This window comes from Kribbella sp. NPDC023972 (assembly GCF_040639075.1).
Classification (GTDB): Bacteria; Actinomycetota; Actinomycetes; order Propionibacteriales; family Kribbellaceae; genus Kribbella.
Genome location: NZ_JBEZZH010000006.1, coordinates 376690 through 388468, shown reverse-complemented (window position 1 = coordinate 388468; position 11779 = coordinate 376690). Strand labels below are relative to the sequence as shown.

Below are 11779 nucleotides of genomic sequence, written 5' to 3'. Positions count from 1 at the left end.
TCCCGCACCTTACCCACCCAGCGCGAGGACGGACCCCGCCACGACGAGCGGGGTCAGGATCAGGCCGCGCCAGAGAAAGGACCACCAGGAGATGTCGACCCGGGCGGCGTCGCAGCGGTCGCGCCACAGCAGAGTCGCGAGCGAACCCCAGAGGGTGAGCAGGCAGCCGCAGTTGACGCCGATCAGGAGCGCCATCATGCGGTGCGGGTCGCTCGACGCGACCGGCTCCATAGCCAGGTAGGCGGGGAGGTTGTCGGCCAGGTTCGCGCCGAGTGCCGCGGTCACGCTCAGCCTCAGCTCCGAGCTCGTTCCGGCTATGCGGCTCAGCAACTCCTCCAGTCCGTGGTCGCTGAGGAAACCGACGACGGCGAACAACACCACAACGGTGAGCACCAGCTTGGCTGGGATCAACGACCACCGCAGAACGCTCCGTCGCCGGACCGCGAACAACACGACCAGCACGACCGCGCCCACGGTGGCCGGCCAGGCGACCTCGATGCCGGACACGAAGGCCGGTCCGAGCAGCAGACACACCCCTGCCGACCCCCAGAACAGGACCTTGTCGTCCACGTGCGGAGTCGGCGGTACGACGTACGCCTGGCGCAGATCGCGGTGGAACAGGACGGCCAGCACGGCGACCGTGATCAGGATCGCCGCGATCGCCGGTCGCCAGCTCACCGCCACGAAGTGAGCGTCCAGGGCACGGAACTGGTGCAGCGCGAGCAGATTGGTCAGGTTCGAGACCGGAAGCAGCAGGGAGGCGGTGCCGGCCAGCCAGACGGTCGTGAAGGCAAAAAGTTTCGGCGGGATGCCGAGCTGACGGGCCATCGAGAGGACAACCGGGGTCAGCAGCACCGCGCACGTGTCCAACGAGAGGACGATCGTCAGCCCGGTGGCGAGCGCGACCACCAGCAGCCACAGCCGCCAGACCCGCCCGCGAGCGAGGTGAGCGGCTTCGCGGGCGGCGACGTCGAACACCTTGGCCCGGTCGGCCAGTTCGGCGATGACGGTGACGGCTATCAGGAAGACCAGCACGGGCGCGATCCGTGCAACCAAAATTCATGACCTCCGCTGTGGCTGGTTGAGTACGCTGGCCGCGTGACGCCGCCGCCGGACAAGTATGACTCGCAGCCGCCAGCCGGGTATCCGGCTGACTTCGAGGCGGACGTCGTACTGCGTGATGGCGCCACCGCGCACCTGCGGCCGATCACCCCGGACGATGCCGACCTGCTGGTGGCGTTCTACGCGCGCGTGTCCGAGCAGTCGAAGTACTACCGGTTCTTCGCGCCGTACCCGCAGCTGTCCGACCGGGATGTGGCGAGGTTCACGCAGGTTGACTACCACGACCGGCTGGCGCTGATCGTCACCGTCGGCAACGAGATGATCGGCGTCGGGCGGTATGAGCGGACCGGGCGGCGGACCGCGGAGGTCGCGTTCCTGATCGAGGACGCGCACCAGGGGCGCGGCCTAGGCCAGTTGCTGCTGGAGCATCTCGCCCAGGGCGCCCGGGAGAACGGGATCACCCAGTTCGTCGCCGAGGTGCTGCCGGACAACCGGAAGATGATCACCGTCTTCACCGAGGCCGGGTACAAGGTCGCCCGCGAGTTCGAGGACGGCGTGATCATGGTCGAGTTCGACATCGCCCCCACCGACACGTCGTTCGGCGTGATGCAGGCACGGGAGCAGCGGTCCGAGGCGTTGTCGATCGCGCGGCTGCTGACCCCGGCGAGTGTCGCGGTGATCGGGGCCAGCCGGCGGGAGGGGACGATCGGCAACGCGCTCCTGCGCAACCTCCGCGACGGCGGTTTCACCGGCCGGCTGTACGCCGTGAACACCGATACCGACGCGGACGAGATCGAGGGTGTCCCGGCGTACCCGACGATCCGGGATGTGGACGACACGGTCGACCTGGCCGTGGTCGCCGTCCGGGCCGAGATGGTGGCCGACGTGGTGCTGGACTGCGCCGCCAAGGGCGTGCGCGGGCTGGTCGTGGTGTCGAGCGGGTTCGCCGAGATCGGGGACGAGGGGCGGAAGCGGCAGCGGTACCTGGCCGGCCTGGCCCGGTCGTACGGGATGCGCGTGATCGGGCCGAACGCGCTCGGGCTGATCAACACCGCGCCCGGCGTGTCGCTGAACGCGACGCTCTCGCCGTTGATGCCGAGCCGGGGCCGGGTGGCGTTCTTCTGCCAGTCCGGCGCGCTCGGGGTGCCGATCCTGGCCGACATGGTCCGGCGTGGCCTGGGGCTGTCGAGTTTTGTGTCGGCGGGCAACCGGGCCGATGTGTCGGGCAACGACCTGATGCAGTTCTGGTACTCCGACGAGGCGACCGAGGTCGTGCTGCTGTACCTGGAGTCGCTGGGCAACCCGCGCAAGTTCAGCCGGGTGTCGCGCCGGCTGGCCGGTCGCAAGCCGGTGGTCGCGCTGAAGTCCGGCCGGACCACCCAGGGCGTGCCGCTCGGCCAGATGGTCCGGCGCAGCCAGTTGCCAGCGGCAACTGTCGACTCGATGTTCCGGCAGAGTGGTTTGATTGGCGTCGATACCACCGGCGAGCTGTTCGACGTCGCCCAGTTGCTCGCCCACCAGCCGCTGCCGAAGGGCCGCCGGGTCGCGATCGTCAGCAACTCGGACGCGCTGACACTGCTCGCGCTCGACACGATGGCCGGCTGCGGGCTGGTCGTCGCGGGGGAGCCGCGCAACCTGAGCGCGGACGCGACCGCCGCTGACTTCGGCGCGGCGTTGTCAGAGGTCTTCGCCGACGACCGCGTGCACTCGGTCGTGGTGATCTACACGCCACCGGTGCAGTCCAATGGTGCCGAGGTCGCACAGGTCCTGGCCGCCGCGGCTGCGGGGTCGGACAAGCCGGTCGTCTCGACGTTCCTCGCGTCGCGCAGCGTGCCCGAGGAGCTTCGGGTGCCGGATGCCGACGGCGGTGCGGCCCGCGGTTCGATTCCGTCGTTCCTGAACCCTCAGTACGCCGTGGGTGCGCTGGCCAAGGCGACGCGGTACGCCGAGTGGCGGCGGCGCTCGGACAGCCAGATCCCCGACCTGCCGGACATCGACACCCGGGCGGCGGAGGACTTCGTCGCGGAGTATCTGCAGCGGCATCCGAACGGCGCCGACCTGGACGACACCGACCGGCAACGGCTGCTCAGCTTCTACGGGATCTCGGTGCTGCCGGCGTTCGGGGTGCAGAGCGCCGACGAGGCGGTGCAACGGGCCGCGGATCTCGGTTTCGAGGTGATCCTGAAGGCGACGGCCGAGCAGTGGCGGATGCGTCCGGACCTGGCCGACATCTGGCGGCACATCCACGACGAGGACGACATGCGCGAGGCCTGGGCCGAGATGACCCGGACCTTCGGGGTCGCGTCCGACCCGAGCCGGGCGCAATTCGTCGTACAAAAGATGGCGCCGCCTGGTGTGCCCGTCGTCATCTCGGCGCTGGAGGATGTGTCCTTCGGGCCGGTGGTGTCCTTCGGCCTCTCCGGTGTCGCCACCGATCTGCTGGGCGATCGTTCGTACCGGATGCCGCCGCTGACCACTCGCGACGCCGCCGAGATGGTCCGTGAGGTCCGGGCGGCCCCGCTGCTGTACGGCTACCGCGGCACCGACCCGGTCGACATCTCCGCGATCGAAAACCTGCTGCACCGGGTCTCGCGCCTGACGCTCGACCTCGAGGAGGTCGTCAAGCTCGATCTCCGCTCGGTCCTCGTCGCGGCCGAAGGCGCCACCGTCCTCGACACCGCCATCCGCATCGCCCCCAACGAAAAACCCCGCCAAGACACCCCAGCCCGCCGCCTCACCTAGCCGGGACGGTCCACAGTCGGGTGGTCTGGTCCTTGCCGGCGGTGGCGAACGTGCGGCTGTCGGGGCTGAAAGCCATCATCACGATGTCTTCGATGGAGTCACCGATCTGCTTGCCGTCAGCAACGTTCCACAGGCGCATCCAGCGCTTGTCGGAGAGCTCGACGGTCGCGAGGGTACGGCCGTCCGGGCTGAGGACCGCCTGGAAGAGAGGGCCGGGAACCTTGACGGGCTGGAGCGTCTGAGTCCGCCTGGACACGTCCCAGAAGCGGACGGTCTCGTCGGAGCCCGTGGTCACCAGCAGGCGGCCGTCCGGGCTGAACGCGAAGACGCCGAACTTGGTGCCCGATGGCGCTCTGATGGTGCGGCCGAGGGACTGCCCGCCGGCGACATCGCGCAGTACCAGGTTGTTCAGTTGGGACTGATCACCGGACACCTCCGTCTCACGGCCGATGATGGTCTGCCCATCGGGGCTGAGCACCGAGGCCGTGCCGTAGGTTTCGGGCTGCAGGCCGGTGACCTGCGCGATCGGCCGACGGGTGGCCACGTCCCAGACCTGCAGGTGGGCTGCCCCGGTGAGGATCGCCAGCTTCCGGCCATCCTGACTGAGGGCCGGAAGATTGCCGCTGACGACGAGCGGCTGCCCGATCTGGGCCCCGGTCTCCACGTTCCATTGCTGGATGCTGACGCCGGGCTTTTGCCTGCTGGCGGTGACCAGGACCTTGCCACTCGGGCTGAAGGCCACATCTTGCACCGCCGACGCTCTCTCGTCGTCGCCAAGTGGGCCGATGATCTGACCGGTTCGCCGGTGGGTGTCCGTGTTCCACAGTTCGATGGTGCTGTCCTGATAGACGCTGGCCAGGACGCTGCCGTTTTGGCTGAAGGTCACGGAGTAGACGACTGAGAAGCCGCTCAGCTTGGCGACCTGACCGATACCTGACGGCCACAACACCCAACCCAGTACGACGGCCAGCACCAGCGCACCGACACCGGCACCCAGGTACGTCCGGCGCCGGCGCCGAGCTCCGGTTGGTACGTTGGACCTCGCAGGGCTGGTGTCCAGCCTGGTCGCCGCCGCTACGGTCGCCTGCTCGGGACCGGTGGTGTCCGGGACCGGAGTGACCACTGGCGGCAGGTCGGCTGCATCGAGGAGCTGGGAGAGCTCGGTCTGCCGCTGGGCGATCAGCCGGTGGATTGAGCCGGGCCAGGGTTGCGCGGACGGCGTGACAGACCCGATCGCGTCGAGCAGAGCGCTCGGCGTCGGCCGGTGTGCGGGGTCTTTGGCAAAGCATGGCTCGACGACGCGACGGATCGCGACGGGGACCTTGGAGAGGTCCGGCTCGGCGCGCGTGACGCTGTTCAAGGTCTGCAGTGCGGACCCGTCGGCAAACGGGCTCGCGCCGGTACACGCCGCGACCAGCACCGACCCGAGGGAGAAGATGTCACTGGCCGCAGTGACGGCCTGGCCGCCGGCCTGCTCGGGCGACATGAATGCGGGTGAGCCGACCAGCCAGCCCGTTCGGGTGACGTCCGGCCGGTCGTCGTCGATCGCGCGGACGATGCCGAAGTCGATGACTCTGGGGCCGTCGTCGGCCAGCAGCACGTTCGATGGCTTCAGGTCCCGGTGGACCAGCCCGGCGCGATGAATCTGGATCAAGGCTGTCGCGAGTCCGGCGGCCAACCGCAGTACCGACTGCTCTGGTAGTGGACCGAGCATCCGAAGGGTGTCATCCAGCGACGGGCCGGGGACGAAGACCGAGGCCAGCCACGGCGTCGGCGCATCCGGGGCGGCGTCGACCACCGCGGCGGTGTATGCGCCGGACACCGTTCGGGACGCGTCCACCTCACGGCGAAACCGGGCCCGGAACCCGGCGTCCTCGACGAACTGCTCGTGGATCAGCTTCACCGCGACCAGTCGCCCGTCCCGCCCGGCAGCCAAGAGCACCCGGCCCATTCCGCCGCGGCCCAGTTCGGCGAGCACCCGGTACTGCCCGACCTCACGCGGGTCTGCCGATCCCAACAGCCTCAATGCACCCTCCGGCGATCACATGAAGTCAGAGGGTGAATCCTCTCAGGCAGCAGGTTCAGCGGGGCGGGTGTAGATGGAGTTGGTGCGGCTCAAAAGGCGGGCGTCGACCAGTTCGCGGCGGAGGGCTGCGTGGTCGGGGTGCCAGCGGTTGAGGAGCTCGTTGACCTCGGACTCGGGGTAGCTGCGGCCGGGCTCGAAGCTCTTGACGATGTGCTCGAGGACGACCCGGAACTTGGCCGGCCAGGTCGGGAAGTGGGTCAGCCGGCCGTCGCGGATGAACGCCTTGAGCACCGCGTCGCGATCGGGGTCCGGGTCGAGCGGCACCCGCTCGGGCCGGCTCTCGCGAACTGCCTGCTTGAAGGCGTCCTCATCCGCCCCCAGACGGCCACCGGTGTCAGCGATGAGCCCGCCTTTGGCCAAGCGCTGCAAGGCTTTGTGGACGACGGGCGCGGAGAGACCGGTGCTTCCGGCAACCTGCTCGGGAGTGGTGGCGCCGAGGACGACCGCGGAGAACGTCCGCAACCTCGACGGTTCGGCCAGCAGACCACAGAGCAGCTCGGTGTTCATGCCATCCAAGTTAGTGTCCGTCGCAACCGGATTTCGGCGGAGTGCTAAACAGTGCGCATGACGATGACGCCGGGTCCGCACAACTCGATCACTGATGTTCCCGGGGTGCTGGTCGGTCAGGTGGAGCGGGTGGAGGCGCCGTACCTGACCGGGACGACGGTGGTGCACGTGCCTGGTACGGCGGTGGCCGGAGTGGATGTTCGCGGGGGTGCGCCGGGGACGCGGGAGACGGAGCTGCTGGAGCCGGTGAACGCGAATCCGGGGGCGAACGCGGTCGTGCTGACCGGTGGGAGTGCGTACGGGCTCGACACGGCGGGCAGTGTGATGCGGTGGCTCGAGGAGCGGGGAGAAGGCGTGCGGGTCGGGCCGGGGGAGCGCGACGTCGTACCGATCGTGCCGACCGCGGTGATCTTCGACCTCGGCCGTGGTGGTGACTTCCGCGCACGTCCCGAGCCCTCCTGGGGTGCCGAAGCGATCACCACCGCCACCGACGGTCCTGTTGCCCTCGGCAACCATGGCGCCGGCGCCGGTGCCCGGGCGCGCTCGCTCAAGGGCGGCGTGGGCTCGGCGAGTGTCCGGCTGGAGGACGGTACGACGGTCGGCGCGCTGGTGATCGTGAACGCGTCCGGCTCGACGGTGGACGCCGAGGGCCGATTGTACGGCGCCCGGCTCGGTCTCGGCGACGAGTTCGCCCACCTGCGACCGCCCACTGAGCGGCCGTCACTCATCACTCCCGGCCGGAACCTGATCCCCGGTCCGACGTCCGGGATGAACACGGTGATCGCGGTGGTGGTGACCGACGTACCGCTGGACAAGCCGGCGACGAAGCGGATGGCGATGATCGCGCACGACGGGCTGGCCCGGGCGATCGACCCGATCCACACGCTGGTCGACGGCGACAGCATCTTCGCGCTCTCCACCCGCACCCCCGGCGACGACCGTCCCCGGCTGAGCGTCACCGACCCGGCGGCACTCGGCCAACTGGAGACGGTCTACGCGGCCGGCGCCCGGACGCTGTCCCGGGCAGTCGTGCACGCGATGCTCAACGCGGAGACGGTCGAGACCCCGGCCGGCCGGATCCTGAGCTACCGCGACGCGTACCCGTCAGCCTTCCGGACCGATTGACGTACGACCCCGGTACTACGTCCACGCAACGAAGGACGCCGGAAGACGACATCAGGACCGGTCCGCGGGCCGACGAACTGTGCGCTGACTCGCGAAAGGCTCTGCACCATGAGCTTTCAGAGTCCCCAACAGGTGGTCCTCAGCGGCCACGGCCTGGTCAAGTACTACGGCGACGTCGTCGGTCTCGCCGGTGTGGATGTCGCCGTACGGTCGGGTGAAGCGCTCGCCGTCATGGGTCCGAGCGGCAACGGCAAGACCACTCTTCTGCACGTCCTGGCCGGCATCCTCACCCCGGACCAGGGTGAGGTCTGGCTGGCCGGTGAACGGGTCGATCAGCTGCACGACGCCGCCCGGACGGTACTGCGGCGACGCCGGCTCGGGTTCGTCTTCCAGGACAACCAGTTGCTCGCCGAGCTGCCCGCCGACGAGAACGTGGCGCTGCCCTTGATGGTCGACGGTGTGAGCAGGCGTGAGGCTATCGGCCGGGCCCGGACGATGCTCGCCCAGGTCGGCCTGTCCGCCGAAGCAGGTCGCCGTCCCGGCGAGCTCTCCGGTGGTCAGGCGCAACGGGTCGCGATCGCCCGGGCCCTGGTCGGCGAGCCGCAGGCCGTCTTCGCGGACGAACCGACCGGCGCTCTCGACGCCGCCACCGGCGCTCAGGTGATCGACCTGCTCGTCGGTGCCGCCACGCATCGCGGCGCCGCCGTCGTGGTGGTCACACACGACAACGCCGTCGCGGCCCACTGCCACCGGGTGCTGACGATTGTCGACGGCCGCGTGAGCGAGTCGCTGGGAGCCGGCCGATGAACCCCATGACCGGCCTCGGGCTGCGGTTTGTCCGCCGGCCTGGCCCCGGCGGTCGGGCGGCCAATCTCGCCGCCCTCGGAGCCACCGCCGTCGTGTCCTTGCTCGTCACCTTCCTGATCGCCGGATCGCTCGGCCTGGTGCACCGCTCGGACCGGATCGGCTGGCGCGGCGCCGACAAGGCGGACCCGGCGACCGCGATTGGCGCGATCAACCAGGACGACGACCAGCGGGTCCAGGGCGAACCGATGCTCCGCCTCGACCTGGCGACCCTCCGACCCAACGAGCTCCCGCCACCGCCGGGTCTCGACCACACCCCGAAACCAGGCGAGGTCTTCGTCTCACCCGAGCTCGCCAAGCGATGGTCCAGCCTCAGCAAGCAGTACGGCGTCGCACAGCCGACCGGAGTGATCAGCGACAAGGGCCTGTCGTCTCCGGAAGAGCTGGTGCTGATCAGAGGTGTCGCCACCAGCACCATCGGAGAACACCCGCAGTACGTCGCAAGTTGGCGCGAGAACGTGATGGACAGCCGGATGTTCGGCCTGCTGATAGCGGTTGCCTTCGGCATCGCTCTGGTGCTGTTCCCCCTGCTCAGCCTGGTCGGTCAGGCCGCAGGCGTCGCGGCCAAGCGTCGTGAGCACCGCCTGGCCGCCCTGCGACTTGCCGGCGCCACCAGGATCCAGGTGCTGTGGTTGAGCGCAGTGGAACAGGCGGTCATCGGCCTGGCCGGTGCCGTTGTCGGTCTGGTCGGCTACACGGTGCTGACTCCGCTCATCGCACGGATCCCGCTGGGTGGCGGTCGCTGGTTCGTGCAGGACATCACGGTCGACTGGTGGAACGTGCTCGTCGTGCTGGCCGCCGTACCCGTCCTGTCTGTTGTCAGCGCGCTGATCGGTCTCGGCCGGGTCAGCATCACACCGCTGGGCGTCGTACGCGGTCAGACTCGCAAGGCGACCAGTGCGCTGCGGTTGGGATTGTTGGCGATTGGACCAATCGTGCTTGCGTACTACGGCATGCAGGCGGCCGTGGTGCCGTTGCTGATTGGGATTGGTATGGCTGCGTTCGCCGTACGGGTGATCGGTCCGTGGGCGGTGCAGGTGATCGGCAAGACCCTGGCCAACCTGGCCAATGGACCGGTGGCGTTGCTGGCCGGCCGACGGCTGGCTGATGATCCCAAGGGTGCGTTCCGTCCGGTGGCCGCGCTGGTGCTGAGTGGCTTCGTCACCGGCTTCATCTCGGTGTTCATGCCGTCCGGGAACGATGATCCGTCGTTCCAGGACATGCGGATCGGCGTGGCTTTGCTGCTGGGCTTGGTGTTCATGACTGTGGCTGCCTCCACGGCGGCAGGTGCGGTCGGCACGGCGCTCGATCAAGCGGGTCCGGCGCGGGCACTGCGGCGGTCCGGTGTGCCGCTGTCTGTGATCGAGCGATCGGCGCGCCTGGCGGCCGTCGTACCGGTGATCGGAGTCGGGCTGCCGGTGGTCGGGTTCGGTGCGCTGTGCGGGCTCGCCCTGAGCGGCGGAAAGATCGTCACCGAAGGCAATTCGGGCCTCTTCCTGCTGATCGGGCAGGTCGTGGCCGGCCTGGTGCTGGTCGCCGTCGCGGGCGCCGCCGGGGCGCCGGTGCTGCGGAAGGCAAGTGCGAACTAGCGCGGTTGTCCACAAGGCGGAATCGAGCTGGGATCAGATCGTGCAAGGATGAGGGCATGCGTGACCTGAATGCGCCCCAACTGGCGGACGTCTCCGCCGCCTTGCGCGAGGCGATCGACCGGTGCGGCTACTACCCGGACGTGGTGACGGATTCGCTCGCGGTGGCGACCGCGGGCGAGCCGATCACCGCGTTCGTCCTGCAGCACGAGCCGACGTTCGACCGCGACGAGGTCCGGCGGCACATCACCATCCTGGCGCTGACCCCGACCCGGCTGATCGTCGGGCACACCGACGAGCACGCGGCCGACGAGCTGATCCGGGCGCCGTACGCGTCGACCTCGACCGAGGCGATCCCGCTGAGCCGGGTGAACGCGGTGGTGGTGAACCGGGTGGTGCCCAATCCGGCCGGCTACGCCTCCGGCAAGTCCGACCCGGCGGTGGCCGGCAGCGGCGAGGTCGTGCTCACGATCGGCTGGGGGATGGTGAACCGGATCGACCTCGAGCCGGCCGTCTGCGCCGACCCGAACTGCGAGGCCGACCACGGCTACACCGGTTCCGTCGCGGCCGACGACATCTCGTTGCGGATCAGCGCCGCCGCCGACGGCCCGGCCGGGATCCAGCAGGTGCTCGACTTCGCCCAGGCGCTGTCGTTCGCCACCAGCAGGTAGTGCCCATGTTCGTACCGGTGAGCCCGCGATACGGCGGTGGCTCGCTCGCCGACGTACTGCCCTCGGTGGCCGGTGCCCTCTCAGTTCCACACGAGCAGAACGTGCTCGGCCTCCCACCCGCACCCAGGTACGCCGTCCTGCTGCTCGACGGACTCGGGTGGAACCTGCTGCACCGGCATGCCGACGTCGCGCCGTACCTGGCGTCGCTGCTGCCGACCGGTCGCAGTCTGACGGCCGGAGTGCCGTCGACCACGGCAGTGAGCCTGACCAGCCTGGGGACAGGACTCCCGCCGGGTGCGCACGGCATCGTCGGCTACACGTCGATCGTGCCGGAGTCAGGTGCCCTGCTGAACGCCCTGCAGTGGGACGCCCCCGTCGACCCGCGAAAGTGGCAGCCGCACGGGACCGTCTTCGAGCGGATCGCCGCGTCGGGTGTCGCCACGCGCAACGTGAGCAAGGCGCGGTTCGACACGTCCGGGCTCACCGCCGCGGCCTTCCGGGGCAGTGCGCACCGCGGCGCGGACACGGTGGAGGACCGGCTGGACGCGACCCGGTTCGCCAGTCGCGAGGGGAAGTCGTCGCTGGTCTACGTGTACGACTCCCAGTTGGACTACACCGGTCACAACCAGGGATCCGAGTCCTGGCAGTGGCGCAAGGAGCTGGCCGCCGCGGACATGTTCGCGCTCCAGGTCCGGTCGGCGCTGCCGCGCGACGCCGTCCTGGTCGTGGTCGCCGACCACGGGATGGTCGACGTCGCGCCGGAGAACCGGGTCGACCTCGACCTCGAGCCCGCGCTGACCGAGGGCGTGCGGCTCATCGGCGGTGAGTCGCGGTTCCGCCACTTGTACTGCGTCGAAGGCGCCGAGGCCGACGTCCTGGCGACGTACCGCGAACGGCTCGGCGACTCCGCGCTGGTGCTCAGCCGCGATGATGCGGTCGGGCTCGGATGGTTCGGCGGCGTGGAGGATCGGGTCGCGCCGCGGCTCGGCGATGTCGTGGTGGCGTCCCTCGGGCCGGTCGCGTTGGTGGCGAGCCGGCGGAATGCCCCGGAGGCCGGGCTGATCGGCCTGCACGGATCGCTGACCGACGACGAGATGGCGATCCCGCTCCTCGTCGACGCCGGTAGCTGAGCTAGC

Annotated in this window: 9 protein-coding genes; 6 read left to right on the top strand and 3 right to left on the bottom strand. The window is 69.6% G+C overall.

Annotated elements, in window-relative coordinates; all coding sequences use genetic code 11:
• Window positions 1-9: 9 nt before the first annotated feature.
• Window positions 10-1035: an SLC13 family permease gene (locus tag AB0F43_RS25270; RefSeq protein ID WP_360481505.1), complete on the bottom strand. Its 1026-nt coding sequence runs from the start codon at window positions 1033-1035 to the stop codon at window positions 10-12.
• Window positions 1036-1098: 63 nt separating this feature from the next.
• Between AB0F43_RS25270 and AB0F43_RS25265 the strand changes: the two genes are divergently transcribed.
• Window positions 1099-3804 carry a GNAT family N-acetyltransferase gene (locus tag AB0F43_RS25265; protein WP_360481502.1) on the top strand — a complete coding sequence of 902 codons (2706 nt, stop codon included), beginning with the start codon at window positions 1099-1101 and terminating at the stop codon, window positions 3802-3804.
• On the opposite strand, the gene AB0F43_RS25260 is transcribed toward AB0F43_RS25265, so the two are convergent.
• Window positions 3797-5821 (bottom strand): serine/threonine-protein kinase, encoded by a 2025-nt coding sequence (locus tag AB0F43_RS25260; RefSeq protein ID WP_360481499.1) that lies wholly within the window; start codon window positions 5819-5821, stop codon window positions 3797-3799. The two genes, AB0F43_RS25265 and AB0F43_RS25260, sit on opposite strands and share 8 nt — an antisense overlap.
• Window positions 5822-5872: 51 nt before the next feature.
• A complete protein-coding gene (locus AB0F43_RS25255; RefSeq protein WP_360481496.1) occupies window positions 5873-6397 on the bottom strand; it encodes a DUF2087 domain-containing protein in 525 nt (174 codons plus the stop codon).
• 57 nt (window positions 6398-6454) lie between these two features.
• On the opposite strand from AB0F43_RS25255, the gene AB0F43_RS25250 reads away from it, so the two are divergent.
• The 5 genes from AB0F43_RS25250 (at window position 6455) to AB0F43_RS25230 (ending at window position 11773) form a co-directional block, all read left to right on the top strand.
• Window positions 6455-7522 carry a P1 family peptidase gene (locus AB0F43_RS25250; RefSeq protein ID WP_360481493.1) on the top strand — a complete coding sequence of 356 codons (1068 nt, stop codon included), beginning with the start codon at window positions 6455-6457 and terminating at the stop codon, window positions 7520-7522.
• A gap of 108 nt (window positions 7523-7630) precedes the next feature.
• Entirely contained in the window at window positions 7631-8329 is a 699-nt protein-coding gene (locus AB0F43_RS25245) for an ABC transporter ATP-binding protein (protein ID WP_360481490.1), read from the top strand.
• Entirely contained in the window at window positions 8326-9975 is a 1650-nt protein-coding gene (locus AB0F43_RS25240; RefSeq protein WP_360481488.1) for an FtsX-like permease family protein, read from the top strand. Before AB0F43_RS25245 ends, AB0F43_RS25240 begins: the two co-directional genes overlap by 4 nt.
• Window positions 9976-10031: 56 nt before the next feature.
• On the top strand, window positions 10032-10643 hold the full coding sequence (locus AB0F43_RS25235; RefSeq protein ID WP_360481485.1) for a DUF5998 family protein: 612 nt from the start codon (window positions 10032-10034) through the stop codon (window positions 10641-10643).
• Window positions 10644-10648: 5 nt separating this feature from the next.
• Window positions 10649-11773 (top strand): nucleotide pyrophosphatase/phosphodiesterase family protein, encoded by a 1125-nt coding sequence (locus tag AB0F43_RS25230; RefSeq protein ID WP_360481482.1) that lies wholly within the window; start codon window positions 10649-10651, stop codon window positions 11771-11773.
• The last annotated feature ends 6 nt before the right edge of the window (window positions 11774-11779 follow it).

What these genes read in the sequence shown, in the direction of transcription:
- AB0F43_RS25230 (WP_360481482.1), top strand. Translation starts at nt 10,649, where the DNA reads ATGTTCGTACCGGTGAGCCCGCGATACGGCGGTGGCTCGCTCGCCGAC.
- AB0F43_RS25250 (WP_360481493.1), top strand. Translation starts at nt 6,455, where the DNA reads ATGACGATGACGCCGGGTCCGCACAACTCGATCACTGATGTTCCCGGG.
- AB0F43_RS25235 (WP_360481485.1), top strand. Translation starts at nt 10,032, where the DNA reads ATGCGTGACCTGAATGCGCCCCAACTGGCGGACGTCTCCGCCGCCTTG.
- AB0F43_RS25245 (WP_360481490.1), top strand. Translation starts at nt 7,631, where the DNA reads ATGAGCTTTCAGAGTCCCCAACAGGTGGTCCTCAGCGGCCACGGCCTG.
- AB0F43_RS25255 (WP_360481496.1), bottom strand. Translation starts at nt 6,397, where the DNA reads ATGAACACCGAGCTGCTCTGTGGTCTGCTGGCCGAACCGTCGAGGTTG.
- AB0F43_RS25240 (WP_360481488.1), top strand. Translation starts at nt 8,326, where the DNA reads ATGAACCCCATGACCGGCCTCGGGCTGCGGTTTGTCCGCCGGCCTGGC.